This window comes from Streptomyces sp. NPDC001292 (assembly GCF_042896465.1).
GTDB lineage: Bacteria > Actinomycetota > Actinomycetes > Streptomycetales > Streptomycetaceae > Streptomyces.
In genome coordinates this window covers 110080-124864 of record NZ_JBIAXG010000026.1, presented here as the reverse complement: position 1 = coordinate 124864, position 14785 = coordinate 110080, and the positions used below count along the sequence as shown (strand labels likewise).

The window sequence follows — 14785 nt, the reverse complement described above, 5'->3', positions numbered from 1 at the left end:
TCGAACAACCCATCGCCACCACCCATACCAACATCATCCTGCATGAATGATCACGAACCGCAGGCGGGTTGCCGGTTACTGAGACACGCTCCTAGTCCGTGCCAGTGGCAGATCAGAGTGCCGCACCGGACCGGACTGTCCGCCAGCGGAGCCCCCAGATGCGGGCAGACACCGGGCCCGGCCACCAGCCGGCCCCCGGCGCGGCGCCAGACGACGACCTCCCGGCCGCCGACGGTCCGGGCCAGGGGGCGCTCGCCGCCCGCGTCACGGGTGGCCCCGACGACGTACCAGTTGCCCGACGGACGGGCCCGCGCCCGCTTCAGCGCCTGCGCGATGACCGCCGGGCGGGCATCCGGCCAGGTCGGGCGCTGGTCCTGCCAGGAAACGGCACTCCGCCGCAGGCGCAGGAGGTGGCGCCCGGAGCGGCCGGGGGGCTGGGACTTCACACGACCTCCTGGCGTGCCGGTGCCGACGGTGCGGTGAGGGGCGGGGGCACGGGCCGTTCCGTACGGGTCGTGACCCGGCGGCCGCCGCGGCGCTCGGCGAGGCGGGCCGCGGCGACACGGACGAGACCGTCCGCGGCGACCACCGCACGGCGCCCGCGCCGAACCACGGCCCGCCGCTGCACCGTGCTGTACCCGGCGTCGGCGACCGCGTCGAGAATGCCCGCGTACAGCACGACGGCGGTCCGGACGCAGGGACGGGACACCGGGTCGAGCATGGCGATGCCCGGCGTGGCCCGACGGTAGACCCGCCGGGTGAGGTCCTCGAAGGCGCGCAGCGCCGCCACGATGCGCCGGTCAGGGCGGCCCCGGTCCCGGCTCCAGCGCAGCAGCTCCCGGTCGACCCCGTGCGCTCCCAGCAGGTCGGCGGGCAGGTAGACCCGGCCGCGGTCCATGTCCTCGCCCACGTCCCGCAGGAAGTTGGTGAGCTGGAAGGCCACGCCGAGCGCGGCGGCGTGCGGGGCGGCCTCCTCGCGCGGCACCACCGTCCCGAGGACGGGCAGCATCTGCAGCCCGATCACCGCCGCCGAGCCGTGCATGTAGGCGCGCAGGTCGGCGTAGGTCGCGTAGTCCGTGACCTCCAGATCGCTGCGCATCGAGGCCATGAAGTCGGTGAAGTGGCGGTGGTCGATCGCGTACCGGCGCGCGGTGTCGGCCACGGCCCGCACCGTCGGCTCGCCGCTGCGGCCCTCGCGCAGACCGGCCTCCAGGTCCTCCTGGAGCCGGGCGAGCGCCGCGGACCGCGCCCTCGCGCTCACCGCCGGGTCGAGCGAGTCGACGATGTCGTCCGCCCAGCGCGCGAAGCCGTACAGGGCGTGCACCGCCGGCCGTCGCTCGGCGGTCAGCAGCCGGGTGGCGAGGAAGTACGTCCTGCCGTGGCGGGCGTTGAGCCGGCGGCACCGGGTGTACGCCTGCCGCAGCGCCGGGTCGGTGATGCCCGCCGCGTCGAGTTCGCGGCCGGTCATGAGCGCGCTCCCTGTGCCGCCGCGCGCGCGGACCGGCGCGGCCCCGGCCGGGCCGGCAGACCGGTGATACGGGCGGCCGCCAGCTTGCCGGAGAGCAGGACGGTCGGCACACCGACGCCGGGCGTGGTGCCGCACCCGGCCAGCACCGCGTTCCCGGTGCCACGCACCAGGTTGCGGGGCCGGAAGGGACCGGTCTGCGCGAAGGTGTGGGCGGCGGAGAAGGGGGTGCCCGCGGCGTGGCCCAGAGCCTGCCAGTCGGCGGGCGTGACCAGGTACTGCCGCTCGATCGCGGACCCGATGCCCGCGAGCCCCCTGCGCTCCAGCTCGGTGAGCAGTTCGTCGCGGTAGCGCGGCGCGAGGTCGCCCCACTGCTCGGCGGACGGCCCCAGGGTCGTGTTGGGACAGGGCGCCAGGATGTAGTGGAGGTGACGGCCCCGCGGGGCGAGCCCGGGATCGGTGGCCGTGGGACGGGTGATCAGCAGGGAGGGATCGCTCATGAGCTCGCCGGTCCGGGTCAGTTCGTGGAAGGTGCGTCGCCACGCCCGCCCGAACGACAGCGTGTGGTGCGCCAGTTCGGGCCACGTGCGGTCGCATCCGGCGTGCAGGACCACGGCGGACGGCGCGTGGGTCACCGGTACGGGACGGCGCGGCGTACGGCCGAGCAAGCGGTAGGCGACCGGCAGGTCCGGTGTGAGGACGACGGCGTCGCAGGGGACGCGCTCGTCGGCCGTCACGACCGCGGTGACCCGGTCGCCGGCGCGCTCCAGCCGGGTCACGGTCCGGCCGAACCGCAGGTCGGCGCCCGCGCGGGCGGCGGCGTCCGCCATGGCCCGCGGCAGCGCGTGCATGCCGCCGCGCGGGAAGTACACCCCGGCGACGGTGTCCATGTAGGCGATCACCGCGTACGCGGCGAGCGCCCGGTGCGGCGCGACCCCCGCGTACAGCGACTGGAAGGAGAAGACCCGGCGCAGCCGTTCGTCCCGCAGGTACCGGCCGATGCGCGTGTCGAGGCGCCCGAATCCGCCCAGGGCGGCCAGCCGGGCCAGATCGGCGCCCAGCAGTTGCAGCGGCGAGTCGAAGTTGGCGTCGATGAACCGGCGCAGCTGCGCCCGGTAGAGCTGTTCGAGCCAGCGGCGCAGCCGCCGGTACCCCGCCGCCTCGGCGCCGCCCGCGAAGCGCTCCACCTCCGCCTCCATCGCGGCCGCGTCGGTGTGCACGTCGAGTACGCCGCCGTCGGCGAACCTCGCCCGGTACGCCGGATGCAGCGGGACCAGCTCCACCCGGTCGCCGAGCCGTTCGCCGACCGCGGCGAACGCCTCCTCGGCGATGTCGGGCATGGTCAGCACGGTCGGGCCGGTGTCGATGCGGTAGCCGTCCCGGACCAGCCGGCCGGCCCGCCCGCCCGGCAGCGGGTCCCGTTCGACGACGGTCACCCGGCGGCCCGCGCCCAGCAGGTGCAGTGCGGCGGACAGTCCGGACAGCCCGGCACCGACGACCACTACGTGATCGGTGCGCCCCGCGAGGGTCCTGGTCATCGGCCGCTCACCCCGCCGTCGACGGTGAGTCCGAGGGCCCGTGACCTGCCGTCGGTGAGTCCGAGGGCCCGTGACCTGCCGTCGGTGAGTCCGAGGGCCCGTGACCTGCCGTCGGTGAGTCCGAGGGCCGGTGACCCGCCCCCACCGGACCCGTCGGGGCGGGGGCCGCGGCGGGAGGACCGCGCGGAGAGGAGCCGGACGACCCGGTCGGGCACCGGCGACGGTTCTCCCGCCCGGTGCCCCTTCGCCTGAGTGGAGCGCATGACCCATTCCTCTCGCGTGGCCGCAGCACGGTTCGTCTGAGTCATTCCTCGGCGGCGGCGTCGGCGGATGCGCCGATCGGGGGCAGGTCGCCAACCACTCCGCCGCCGCGACCGGCGCGCCCGCCGACACGCCGCGCGCGCTGCATCCGGAGGCCCGGGGCAGCCGGAATGCTTCGGGTGACGCCCGAGTCCGTGCGGGCGCAGCGGGAAGGAGCCCTCAGCCGTGCTCGAGGCGGACGTCGCCATCGTCGGAGCGGGAGCCGCGGGTCTCTCCCTGGCCCACTGGCTGGCCCGGCGCCCGGCCGGGACGCGTCCCGTGACCGCCGTACTCCTGGAGGCGCCGCCGGGTCCGCTGCGTCCGCAGAACCGCACGTGGTGCTACTGGGAGACGGAGAACGGCCCCTACGACGCGGCCCTCACCTCGTCCTGGCGGCGGCTTCGCGTCCACGGAACGGACGGGCACGCCACCGAACGGGACATCACCCCGCTGCGCTACAAGATGCTCCGGTCGGACGACTTCGAGACGTTCGTCGCCCACTGGACGGCCGGCAGCCCGGACACGCTGCGGCTGACGGCCGCGGTCGAGACCGTCGAGCCGGTTCCCGGCGGCGCCGAGGTACGCGCCCGCACCGCCGACGGGCGGCCGGTGGCCGTGCGGGCGCGCTGGGTGTTCGACTCGCGTCCGCCGGCCAGTCTCCCGGCGGCCCGGACGACGCTGCTCCAGCACTTCCACGGCTGGTTCGTGCGCCACGACCGGCCGGTCTTCGACCCGGACGCGGTGGAGTTCATGGACTTCCGCACACCGCAGCCGGCGCACGGGCTGTCGTTCGGGTACGTCCTGCCCACCGGGCGGCGGCACGCCCTCGTCGAGTACACCGAGTTCTCCGCACGGGTCCTGCCGCGCGAGGAGTACGAGGCCGCCCTGCGGCGCTACACGGAAAACGTGCTGCGGCTCGGCCGCTTCGAGGTCACCGGCACCGAGTCCGGGGTGATCCCCATGACGGACGCCGTGTTCGCCCGGCAGAGCGGGCCGTCGGTCTTCCGCATCGGCGCCGCCTCGGGAGCGACCCGCCCGTCCACCGGATTCACCTTCACCGCCGTGCAGCGCCAGACGCGTGCCGTGGCCGCCGCCCTCCACGCGGGGCGCCATCCGCTGCCGCCGCCCGCACACCGGGCCCGCGCACGGGCCATGGACGCGATCCTGCTGCGCGCCCTCGACAGCGGCCGCGTCGACGGGGCGGCCTTCTTCGCCCAGCTGTTCCGGAGGGTTCCGGCACGGCGGCTGCTGCGCTTCCTCGACGGCCGGACGGGGCTCCCCGAGGACCTGTCGATCGGCCTGCGCACCCCGGTCCTGCCCATGCTGCGCTCCGCACTCGAACTGCCCCGCCTGCCCCGCCGGCCCTTCCCCGGCCCCTGACCGCCCCCGCCTTCCCGTGCCGCACCTCGCGACCTACGGAGATCTCATGCCCGTACCGCACGACGACCCGACCGCCGCGACCGGTCCCGTCGCACGCGGCTGCGACCCGACCGCCGCCGGCGATGTCCCAGGCGGTCACGACCCGGCCTCGCGCCGGGTCGGGGCGGCCCGCCGCGGCCGGGACCGGCGCGCCCGGGTACTGCCGCCCGCCCCGGGCGCGCCACGGATCACCGGGCCCGCGCCCCGTACGGCTGTCGTCGGGGGCGGTATCGCCGGGCTGGCCGCGGCGACCGCGCTGGCGGAGCGCGGGGTGCGGGTCACGTTGTACGAGCGCGAACCGGTCCTCGGCGGCCGGCTGGCGGGGTGGCCCACCACGTTGCGGGACGGTACGCCCGTGACGATGAGCAGGGGATTCCACGCCTTCTTCCGCCAGTACTACAACCTGCGCGGGCTGCTGCGCCGGACCGATCCGCGTCTGGAGCGGCTGAACGGTCTGCCGGACTACCCTCTGTGGCACCGGTCCGGGATGCGCGACGGTTTCCGGCACGTTCCGCGGACCCCGCCCTGGAGCGCCCTCGGCTTCGTGGCCCTGAGCCCGTCCTTCCCGCCGCGTGACCTGACCCGGATGCGCCCGCTCGCGGCGCTGCCGCTGCTCGACGTGCGCGTACCCGACGTGTACGACCGCCTCGACCACGTCAGCGCCCACGACCACCTGGAGTCGATCCGGTTCCCCGGGGCCGCGCGTCACCTCGCCTTCGAGGTCTTCTCCCGGAGCTTCTTCGCCGACCCGCGGGAGCTGTCGGCCGCCGAGATGGTCCTCATGTTCCACATCTACTTCCTGGGGTCCGCCGAGGGACTGCTCTTCGACGTCCCGGCCGAGCCGTTCCCGGCCGCCCTGTGGGACCCCCTGGCCCGCTACCTGCGGCGGCACGGCGCCGAACTGCGCACTTCGACACCCGTGCACAGCGTCGTACCGGCTCCGCACGGCGGTTTCACCGTGACCTTGCCGGACGGACCGCGGCACCACGACGCACCGCGGCACCACGACGCCGTGGTCCTGGCCCTGGACGTCGCGGGTCTGCGGCGACTCGTGGCGGATTCCACGCGGCTCGGCGACCCCGCGTGGCGCGCCGGGATCGGCCGCCTGCGCACCGCGCCGCCCTTCCTGGTCTCCCGCCTCTGGCTGGACCGTCCGGTGGCCCGCGACCGTCCGGGCTTCCTGGGCACGAGCGGTTACGGCACCCTCGACAACGTCAGCGTGCTGGATCGCTGGGAGGGCGAGGCCGCCCGCTGGGCCGCGCGCACCGGCGGGTCCGTGGTGGAACTGCACGCCTACGCCCTGCCCGAGGACGCGGACCTGGACGTGCAACGGGCGCGTCTGGTCGCGCAGTTGCACCGTGTGCACCCCGAGACACGAGCGGCGCGCATCGTGGACGAACGGCACGAGTGGCGGGCGGACTGCCCCCTGTTCCCGGTGGGCGGGTACCGCGACCGGCCCACCGTGCGCACGGCCGACCCGCACCTGGTGCTCGCCGGCGACATGGTCCGTACGGATCTGCCGGTGGCGCTCATGGAACGGGCGGCCACCAGCGGCTTCCTGGCGGCCAACGCTCTGCTGGAGCGCTGGGGGGTGCGCGGGCAGACCCTGTGGACGGTCCCGGACCAGGGGCGCAGCCGCGTGCTGCGCGGGCTGGCGCGGCTGGCGCGCCGGCCCTGAAGCCGATCCTGAACGCCGATCCGGAAGGGGGCCGTTGCTCAGCGGGTGGTCAGCAGACCCTGCCGCAGCCGGCTCAGCAGCCGGTTGAGCAGGCGGGACACATGCATCTGGGAGATGCCCAGGCGCTCCCCGATCTGTGCCTGGGTGAGTTCCTCGACGAATCGCATGTGGATGATCAGCCGGTCCCGCTCGTCGAGTTCCGCGAGCAGCGGAGCCAGGCTGTGGACGTCCTCCACGAGTGCCATACCGGTGTCCTCGGACCCGATGAAGTCGGCGAGGACGTTCTCGCCCTCCTCGCTGCCGCTGACGGCGGCGTCCAGGGATGCGGAGGTGTAGCCGTTGGAGGCCACCATCGCGTCGACGACCTCCTGCTCGGGCAGGTTCATCAGCTCCGCGAGCTCCGTGGTCGTGGGCTTGCGGCCCAGCCGGCTGCCGAGCTCCTCGGTGGCCTTGGCCAGTTCGACGCGGGCCTCCTGCAACCGGCGCGGGACGTGCACGGCCCAGGAGGTGTCGCGGAAGAAGCGCTTGATCTCACCGACGATGTACGGCACGGCGAAGGACGTGAACTCCACCTCGCGGGCGAGCTCGAACCGGTCGATCGCCTTGATCAGACCGATCATGCCGACCTGGACGATGTCCTCCATCTCCTGCGGGCCCCGGCTGCGGAAGCGGCCGGCCGCGTAGCGGACCAGGGACATGTTCATCTCGATCAGCGTGTTGCGGGCGTACTGGTGCTCGGACGTGCCCTCCTCCAGGGTCGCCAGCCGGTCGAAGAACAGTCGTGACAGGGCCCGCGCGTCGGTGGGCGCGACCTTTGAGGGGTCGGCCACCTCCGGCAGCTCCGTACGAGCCCGAGTCGCCTTCGCCTCCGTGGTCACCGCCATCGTGCGGCCCTCCCTCTCAGCCGGAACCTCTTCGGTACGCCTCCACCTTGTTGATCAAGGCGGATGCCGCAGCGCCTACCCCGGTGCGTAAACCTCACACTCACATATTTCCCCCTCTCACGCGGATGCGCCTGCCGAGCCGGGGTGGGAGGGGCCGGCGCCGTCCTGGACTTCCGCCGTGAGCGGCGTCCCCGCGGCCGGCGCGGTCCGCGCCAGGTCCGCACCGAGCACACCCGTGGGGGCCGCGGCTGACGGGGCCGGTCACTCGTCGTGATCGGGACGGCGATCAGGAGGTTTGGTCCTCGCCCCGCCGAGCACCCGGAACGTGACACCGACAGCGATTCTGCTTGGAGTGAGCGACAGTGGCTGGTGACCAGAAGGGCAAGGCCAAGAAGGAACAGATAAAGGGCAAGGCCAAGGAGACGGTCGGCCGCGCGGTGGGCAACGAGAGGATGACCGCCGAGGGACAGGCCGAGAAGGCCAAGGGCGACGCCCGTCAGGCCAAGGAGAAGACGAAGGACGTCTTCAAGCGTTGACCCGGTCGGCGACGACCGCAGCGCCCTCGGACGACCCGAATCCTTGGGCGATCCGAGCGCCCTCACCGGGACCCTTGCTCGTCGAGCGAGGGTCCCGCCGGTGTCTTCCCGGGCAGCCGAGCCGGTTGCCGGACATCTTCGTCGGGCAGCCGGTGACGGCCGCAGTGCCGGGGCCACCGCGCAGACGAGGGACATCGCGGCGGCGACGCCGAAGACGATGGTCAGACCGTGGTGGAAGGGCCCGGAGACCAACTGCGGGAAGAACGTGTGCCTGAGGAACGTGGCGAACAGCGTGCTCACCGGCGGCAGGGAGGCGGCGTGCCGACACCCGCGGCCGCCGGCTCCTGTGCGCCCGCAGCCCGTCACTCAGCGCCCGACGGTGGGGCCGCGGACACCGGCCCGTGCGCGGGTCCTTCGTATCCCGGGTGCCACCTCCGTATCCCGGGTGGTACCTCCGGTCGTATCCCGGGTGGTGCCGCCGGTGCGGATCAGCGGTCGCGGAAGACCTCCGCGCCCTGGAGCCTGCGCAGGTCTTCGATCACGTGCTGCTGCCGCCCGGCCCGCTCGAGCAGGTCGTCCAGTTGCTGCGGGTCCAGGCGCGAGTCCCGGTCGGCGAGCCCGCGCAGCACCTCCCACAGGCAGGCCTTTCCCTGGACGCCCGCCTGGAGCAGCTCCAGCTCCAACAGGGTGCTCAGCGGAGAACGCCGTACCAGGCCGCCGTTGCTCTTCAGCCGCGCGGCCCGTTCAGCGAGGCGGCCGGCGTACACCTTGTAGCGCCGTACGGGTATCCGGAGCCGGCGCATGATCTCCAGCAGGCTCCTGCGGTCCTCGGCGATCTCGGCCGCGATCGGGGCCATCGCGTCGCCGATCTCCGAACCCCGGCACGCCATGGCGAGATGGCGGGAGCGCTCCGTGCCCGAGGTCGCGCCCGCCAGGTGGTCATTGAGATAGATCCCGAGCAGGTCGTGACCGGACTGCCCGGTGAACACCGGAAGGCGGCTGCCGGCGCGGGCGTGCTCGCTCATCGTGTGTCCTCCTCGTCGCGTGAGCCGCGGCCTTCGCCGTTCGTTCGCCGATCATTCGCCGTTCAGGGAGGGCAGCTTGGCGCGCAGACCGCCGACCGCGGCGGCCGGGCGTGCCGTGGCCCGTACCGAGCGGCGCACCAGCCGTGCCTCGCGCCGCAGCTCGTGGGCCGTGTGACGGCCGCGCCACAGCAGGGACGGCGCGCCGCCGGTGTCGTCGGCCGCGATCAGCAGACCGCCCAGCATGGACAGGTTCTTCAGGAAGTGGATGCGCTGCTGGACGCGGTCCGCGTCCTCCTCCGCCTCCCAGAAGCGGTGTCCGGCCAGGGTGGTGGGCACCAGCGTCGCGGCCAGCGCCACGGCCGACAGCCGCGGAAACCGCCCCAGGCCCAGCAGCACGCCCGCCACGACCTGGACGCCGCCGCTGAGCCGCACGACCTGCTCGGTACGGTCCGGCAGCGCCGCCACCCGCTCGGTGATCGGCCGTACGACGGGTTCGGCGACCGTCGCCACCGCCTCGGGACTGCGGAAGGAGTTCATGCCTCCGGCGACGAACATGGAGGCGAGCAGAGGCCGACCGGCCACGCGCAGCAGACTCATGATCCTCTCCAGGGTGGGTGGGGGTGAGGGGTGTATGCGGCGTTACCCCGGGTTCCCGGGCCACGCGAGGACAATCGGACCTGGCGTGCCGGCCCCAACCCCCGGAACCCACCGAAACCGACCGCGCGACCGGCCCCGTCCCCACAGCCGACCACGGACGCGGATGCCGACGAAGGCCGCCGACGGGGGAGGGGACGAGATCGCGCGCCGCCCCGGAGGGGACGAGGTCGCGCGCCGCCCCGTACGCGCCTGTCCGCCGGCTCGGCTCCGCCGCCTGCCGCCGGTCCTGCCTCGCCGGGCGTGCGCCGACCCGTCCGCCGACCTGGCTCCGTTGTGCGTCGCCGATCCGTCCGCCGACCTGGCTCCGTTGTGCGTCGCCGATCCGTCCGCAGCGGGCATCGCGTGCCGCCGCGGCGGCAGGCGGTCGGCGAACGACGTAGGCCCTGATTCGCCCCGCGCCGCTGCCCGCCAGGCGGGAGCCGGGGTGTACCGCACCCGCCCGACCGTCGTCCGTGACTCGCGCCTGTTCGGTGGTGTGCCGTCGTCCGACGTGGGAACCCGGCGGCGCACCAGGGGTATGACCTGCAACGTCCAGCAGCAAGGAGCCCGGCCATGGGACACGGCGGAGACGTCATTCAGGAACTGACCACCGACCACCGTGAAGTGGAGGAGATCTTCGCGCAGATGGAGGCGCTCCCGATGGGGGACGCGCGGCGCAAGGACCTGGCCGACCAGGCCACGATCGAACTGGTCCGCCACTGTGTGGCCGAGGAGATGTACTTGTACCCGGCGGTGCGTCACTACGTCCGGGACGGCGACGCGATCGCCGACCAGGAGCTCCAGGACCACGCCGAGGCCGAGCGGACCATGAAGGACCTGGAGGGCGTCGGTGCGGACGACCCCCGGTTCGACGAGTTCCTCGGCCGCCTGATGCGGGAGATCCGCGAGCACGTCACCGACGAGGAACAGAACCTCTTCCCCCTGCTGCGGGAGGCCACCAAGCCCGAAGACCTGCAACAGCTCGGCGACAAGGTGCGCTCGGCGAAGAAGACGGCACCGACCCGGCCGCACCCCGCCGCTCCGGACAAGCCGCCCGCGAACATGCTCCTCGCGCCCGGCGCGGGACTGGTCGACCGGATCCGGGACGCCGTCACCGGACGCGGCAGGACCGGCTGAGGTCCGCCGCCGGGCCGGCGACGCGCGGACCACCTTGCTCACGGGCCGTCGGGACCGGCACCGACCGACGGCCCGCGGCCATGCCCGTACGCCTGTGCCGCGGGCGCACACACGCGCCGTGCGGACCACCGCCGCGGCCGCTACCTTCGTCGAAGGCGCGCCGGAATCCGCGGGGAGGGCCCGTTCACCCCCAGGGAGGCGATGTGAGCCCGCACCACGCACAGGAGCACACGGGGGAGGAGCACACGGGAAAGGGCTCCGGGCACGGCCCGGCCCGCAGACGTTTCCTCTGCCTGTGCGCCGGGGCCGGGGCCGGCCTGGGCGCGGCCGCCGTCGCCTGCGACCACACAGCCGCGAACCGGCCGTCCCCCGCGGCGGACAGCCGCCGCCCGGAGGCGGACCGGGACCGCACGGGCACCCGGGACTGGCGGATCGGCTCCCCGGGCCCGCCGGAGGCGGTGGCCGGCTACACCGACCGGATCAGCGTCACCCCCGGCCAGGAGTGCGGCCTGCACGTGTCGACCACGGCCTCCTCCTTCCGTGTCTCGGCCTTCCGCGTCGGCTGGTACGGCGGCAGTCACGCCCGGCTCGTATGGCGCTCCGGGCCCGTGCGCGGACGCGCGCGGCCCGCCGCCCGGACACTGTCCGCCACCCGCACCGTCCGCGCCGACTGGCCGCGCACCCTGGCCTTCGGCACCGAGGGCTGGCCCGAAGGCGCCTATCTGCTGCGCCTCGACGCCGACAACGGTCATCAGCGGTACGTCCCGCTGATCGTGCGCTCCACCCACGGCGCAGGCCGCACCGTACTCCTGCACGCCCCGGCCACCTGGCAGGCGTACAACCGGTGGGGCGGCTCCAGCCTGTACTCCGGCGCCTCCGGCGCGTACGCGACCCGTTCCCTGGCCGTCAGCTTCGACCGGCCCTACGACGCGAACGGCGCCGAGAAGTTCCTGGTGTACGAATGGGCGGCCGTGGTCCTCGCCGAACGCCTCGGCATACCCCTGGCGTACACCACCGGCACCGACCTGCATCACGACCCCGGCGTGCTGCGCGGCGCCACCGCGCTCGTCTGCCTGGGCCACGACGAGTACTGGACGCCCGAGCAGCGCCGGCACGTCGCCGAGGCCCGCGACGCGGGCACCAACGTGGCCTTCCTCGGCGCCAACACCTGCTTCCGCCGGGTCCGCCTGGAAGGGGGCGGGGCGGGGGCCGGGCGCACCGTGGTCTGCTACAAGTCCTCCTACCGGGACGACCCCTGCTATCCGTCCCGCCCGGCCCTGGTCACCACCGACTTCCGGCAGGCCCCGGGCGCCGACCCCGAGTCCTCCCTCACCGGGGTCCTGTACGAGGGCTATCCGGTGGACGCCCCCTACGTCGTGCACGCGGCGGGCCACTGGTTGTACGAGGGAACGGGAGCGCACCCCGGCGAGAGCTTCGAGCACCTGGTCGGAGTGGAGTACGACCGGGTCACCCCCGGCTCGCCCGTCCCCGAACCGCTGGAGATCACCGCGCACTCGCCCCTGGTCTGCGCCGGCACCCGCAGCCACAGCGACTCGGCGTACTACACGGTGCGGAGCGGTGCGGGCGTCTTCGCCACCGGCACCATGCGCTGGGTGGAGGCACTGATGGCCGGCACCCCCGACGGAGGCCGCGACCACGGCATGGACGCCCGCACCCGCGTTTTCGTCACCCGTTCCACGGAGAACCTGCTGCGCGCCTTCGCCGAGGGCCCCGCGGCCCGGCACCGGCCGGCACCCCGCCCCAACACGCGGCAGGTGTACGGGACGCCGGTGTGACCGGGCCGTTCGGGTCAGCGGGCCGCCAGGGCCGCCTCCAGGGTGGGGTAGCAGGGTATGAGCGTGTCCACGCCGACGAGTTGGAGCACGCGCAGGACCGCCTCCTGCGGTGCGGCCAGGCGCAGCCGGGTGCCGCCCGCCTGTGCGGCCTGGTGGGCGGTGATGAGGGCGTTGATGCCGCTGGAATCCATGAAGGTCACGTCACTGAGGTCGACCACCGTGGCGGGCGCGGTCTCCGGGCAGGACAGCAGTGCGTCGCGGAACTGTGCGCTGCCGTCGAGGTCGACCTCTCCTGCGAGTACCACGACACAGCTGCCGTCGTCGGCCGTGGTACGGGTGATCAGCAGCCGCTCGGGCACCGCCGGTCCCTCGGTCTCTGCCACACTGCCCTCACTTCTCGTGAACATCTGGCCCTGGCCAGAGGGTCGTTGGCCATGATGTTAGGGCTTGTGAAGCCCGGGGTGAGTGGCTGTTCGTGAAGCCCGGCCGGCATCGCCCCTCCCCGGCCGCGGGCACCACTCCTCACCTCGCTGAAGAATCCGCTCCGGCAGTCCCGGCGCCGCGGGTCGCTCCCCGCCGATGCCGCCCGCAGTGCTGGGATGAATCCGGCGGCACGGTAGAAAGGGGTGGTGGAAGGCGAGTCGGTGCCGGGCCGCGGGAGTGCCACGACGGACCGCTTCGCACTGGCCCGGCGGGCGGTCGCCGCGATCGGTACGACCCTCGACGACCGCAGGACGGCGGCCGAACTCGCCGCCCTCCTGGTCGAGGAGCTGTGCGACTCCACGACCGGCTGATCGCGCGGCGCGGCGAGGACATCGACACCTCGCTCGCCCGGCTCTCCGGCCTGGCGGACGGGCCCGGTCCGGGACCGGCTGAACTCCTGGACGGCATCCTCGGCGAATTCCTGTGCGCACCGGGACCGGGCTCCGGCCAGACGGACGACGACGTCGCCGTCATCGCGGCCCGCCTGCGACCCCGGCCCTGAGAAGCGCGGCCGCCGGTCGCCCGCCGGCCGCCGCCCCGCGCGGGCGGACACTGGAGGGCATGACCGATGGGCAGGAACGCGCGGGGCGCCCGGTGGGGCGCCGGGCCGTACTGCTGGGCATGGCGGGAGCGCTGCTCGGTGCGGCGGGCTGCACGGGCGCCGCACCGGAGCCGAAGCCGTCCGCCTCCGGCTCCACCGTGTCCCCGTCCCCCACCGCGCCACCGACGAGCACTGGGGCGGCCCTTCCCCGCACCACCCCGTGGCGCCCCACCTCCGCCGAGGTCCACCCGGAGGTGAAACGGCGGGCCGTCGAGCTGGTCGAGGCGATCGGGGCCTGGCCCAGCGGCAGGGGCGGCGCGTCCGCGGCCCGGGCCAGAGTGACGGCACAGGGCCTGCCGGCCGCTCTCGTGGTGCAGGCGGGGCCGCTGCTGCCGTCCGCCGACGAGGCGGTGTTGCAGGTGGTGGACGCCCAGTACGGCGGGATCCTCGCCGACTCGGCGAGCGTGCTGGTGGTGTGCCGGCAGTGGACGCGGCACGGCGGCGCGGTCCGGGCGGGCGGGACGACGGTCGACGTACGGCTGGCGCGGTCCCGGACCGGATGGACGGTCACCGCTCTGCACCCGGCACGGCCGGGCGTGCCGGAGGCCTCGCCGCCGGCGGGGGCGCGGCGGGCGCTGGCGGACTCCCGGATCGTGCTGCCGCCCGCGGCGCGGGCCGACCTGCGGAGCGGTCAGGTCCACGACAGCGTGCTCACCGCGATGCTGCGTCTGGCGGGGACGTACCGGATGTACATCAGCGTGGTCCGTTCGGGGCACCCGCTGGACGTCTTCGGCACCAGCCGGCCCAGCGACCACCCGCGTGGGCGCGCCTTCGACGTCTGGCAGATCGACGGCCACGCGGTCGTCGACCCGGCCACTCCCCGCTCCCTCGTCGAACGCTTCATGCGCGACGCGGCGGCCGCCGGCTCCTACAACGTCGGCGGCCCCGTCCTGCCCTCCGGCGGCAGCACCGTGAACCAGTTCTTCAGCGACGCCACCCACCACGACCATGTCCACATCGGCTTCCGCGCCTGATGGGGTCCGGCCGGTCGGAAGGAGTTCAGCCCGCACCCGGCGACTCAGCCTCTGTCGGTGTGCCACGGCCGACGGTCAACGACCGACGCGCGGCTGGGGGCGCCTCGACGGCCACGACTCCACTGCGCTCCACCCCGGACACGGCCACCTCGTCGGAGACGGTGCTGACCTGGTCGGCAGCACACTCCGGGGGGAACGAGACGTGCACAGGCCGCATCGCCGACGTGATCTTCCCCTTGCCCTGGCAGCTCACCGCGATGGTGAGGGCGTCACCTTTCTTGCCTGAGCCGGGCCGATCAACCAGCCCCGCCGG

The 14785-nt window shown here is 74.2% G+C and carries 15 protein-coding genes and 1 pseudogene; 8 read left to right on the top strand and 8 right to left on the bottom strand.

Going from position 1 to position 14785, the window contains the following annotated elements; genetic code table 11:
* Window positions 1–92: 92 nt before the first annotated feature.
* The 4 genes and pseudogenes from ACFY4A_RS25580 to ACFY4A_RS25565 form a co-directional block, all read right to left on the bottom strand.
* Window positions 93–446, bottom strand: a pseudogene (locus ACFY4A_RS25580) (Rieske (2Fe-2S) protein); the annotation flags it as partial.
* Window positions 443–1468 (bottom strand): phytoene/squalene synthase family protein, encoded by a 1026-nt coding sequence (locus tag ACFY4A_RS25575; protein ID WP_390831686.1) that lies wholly within the window; start codon window positions 1466–1468, stop codon window positions 443–445. The pseudogene ACFY4A_RS25580 and the gene ACFY4A_RS25575, both read right to left, overlap by 4 nt.
* Window positions 1465–3003 carry a phytoene desaturase family protein gene (gene crtI / locus ACFY4A_RS25570; protein WP_390831685.1) on the bottom strand — a complete coding sequence of 513 codons (1539 nt, stop codon included), beginning with the start codon at window positions 3001–3003 and terminating at the stop codon, window positions 1465–1467. The genes ACFY4A_RS25575 and crtI overlap by 4 nt, the downstream gene beginning before the upstream one ends.
* Window positions 3000–3266 carry a hypothetical protein gene (locus ACFY4A_RS25565; RefSeq protein WP_390831684.1) on the bottom strand — a complete coding sequence of 89 codons (267 nt, stop codon included), beginning with the start codon at window positions 3264–3266 and terminating at the stop codon, window positions 3000–3002. The genes crtI and ACFY4A_RS25565 overlap by 4 nt, the downstream gene beginning before the upstream one ends.
* A gap of 223 nt (window positions 3267–3489) precedes the next feature.
* Here ACFY4A_RS25565 and ACFY4A_RS25560 point away from each other — a divergent pair, with 223 nt between their 5' ends.
* Both ACFY4A_RS25560 and ACFY4A_RS25555 read left to right on the top strand, forming a co-directional pair.
* Window positions 3490–4683 carry a lycopene cyclase family protein gene (locus tag ACFY4A_RS25560; RefSeq protein WP_390831683.1) on the top strand — a complete coding sequence of 398 codons (1194 nt, stop codon included), beginning with the start codon at window positions 3490–3492 and terminating at the stop codon, window positions 4681–4683.
* Between the two features lie 46 nt (window positions 4684–4729).
* Window positions 4730–6400, top strand: a complete 1671-nt coding sequence (locus tag ACFY4A_RS25555; RefSeq protein WP_390831682.1) for an FAD-dependent oxidoreductase — start codon at window positions 4730–4732, stop codon at window positions 6398–6400.
* A 38-nt stretch (window positions 6401–6438) separates the two neighbouring features.
* On the opposite strand, the gene ACFY4A_RS25550 is transcribed toward ACFY4A_RS25555, so the two are convergent.
* Window positions 6439–7284 (bottom strand): SigB/SigF/SigG family RNA polymerase sigma factor, encoded by an 846-nt coding sequence (locus tag ACFY4A_RS25550; RefSeq protein ID WP_390831681.1) that lies wholly within the window; start codon window positions 7282–7284, stop codon window positions 6439–6441.
* A gap of 362 nt (window positions 7285–7646) precedes the next feature.
* On the opposite strand from ACFY4A_RS25550, the gene ACFY4A_RS25545 reads away from it, so the two are divergent.
* On the top strand, window positions 7647–7820 hold the full coding sequence (locus ACFY4A_RS25545) for a CsbD family protein (RefSeq protein WP_390831680.1): 174 nt from the start codon (window positions 7647–7649) through the stop codon (window positions 7818–7820).
* Between the two features lie 488 nt (window positions 7821–8308).
* Here ACFY4A_RS25545 and ACFY4A_RS25540 read toward each other — a convergent pair whose 3' ends face one another.
* Window positions 8309–8845, bottom strand: a complete 537-nt coding sequence (locus ACFY4A_RS25540; protein ID WP_390831679.1) for a hypothetical protein — start codon at window positions 8843–8845, stop codon at window positions 8309–8311.
* Window positions 8846–8896: 51 nt separating this feature from the next.
* Window positions 8897–9442 carry a DoxX family protein gene (locus ACFY4A_RS25535; RefSeq protein WP_390831678.1) on the bottom strand — a complete coding sequence of 182 codons (546 nt, stop codon included), beginning with the start codon at window positions 9440–9442 and terminating at the stop codon, window positions 8897–8899.
* A gap of 612 nt (window positions 9443–10054) precedes the next feature.
* Between ACFY4A_RS25535 and ACFY4A_RS25530 the strand changes: the two genes are divergently transcribed.
* Entirely contained in the window at window positions 10055–10618 is a 564-nt protein-coding gene (locus ACFY4A_RS25530; protein ID WP_390831677.1) for a hemerythrin domain-containing protein, read from the top strand.
* A 203-nt stretch (window positions 10619–10821) separates the two neighbouring features.
* Window positions 10822–12414 carry a N,N-dimethylformamidase beta subunit family domain-containing protein gene (locus tag ACFY4A_RS25525; protein ID WP_390831676.1) on the top strand — a complete coding sequence of 531 codons (1593 nt, stop codon included), beginning with the start codon at window positions 10822–10824 and terminating at the stop codon, window positions 12412–12414.
* A gap of 14 nt (window positions 12415–12428) precedes the next feature.
* Here the strand turns inward: ACFY4A_RS25525 and ACFY4A_RS25520 are convergent, their stop codons facing one another.
* Window positions 12429–12797: an STAS domain-containing protein gene (locus tag ACFY4A_RS25520; protein WP_390831675.1), complete on the bottom strand. Its 369-nt coding sequence runs from the start codon at window positions 12795–12797 to the stop codon at window positions 12429–12431.
* Window positions 12798–13043: 246 nt separating this feature from the next.
* Between ACFY4A_RS25520 and ACFY4A_RS25515 the strand changes: the two genes are divergently transcribed.
* From ACFY4A_RS25515 to ACFY4A_RS25505, 3 genes are read left to right on the top strand one after another with little or no spacing between them, the layout of a single operon-like run.
* Window positions 13044–13208 (top strand): hypothetical protein, encoded by a 165-nt coding sequence (locus tag ACFY4A_RS25515; protein WP_390831674.1) that lies wholly within the window; start codon window positions 13044–13046, stop codon window positions 13206–13208.
* Complete coding sequence (locus ACFY4A_RS25510; protein ID WP_390831673.1) at window positions 13187–13399, top strand: hypothetical protein; 213 nt, start codon at window positions 13187–13189, stop codon at window positions 13397–13399. Before ACFY4A_RS25515 ends, ACFY4A_RS25510 begins: the two co-directional genes overlap by 22 nt.
* 59 nt (window positions 13400–13458) lie before the next feature.
* Complete coding sequence (locus tag ACFY4A_RS25505; protein ID WP_390831672.1) at window positions 13459–14472, top strand: hypothetical protein; 1014 nt, start codon at window positions 13459–13461, stop codon at window positions 14470–14472.
* Window positions 14473–14785 lie beyond the last annotated feature (313 nt).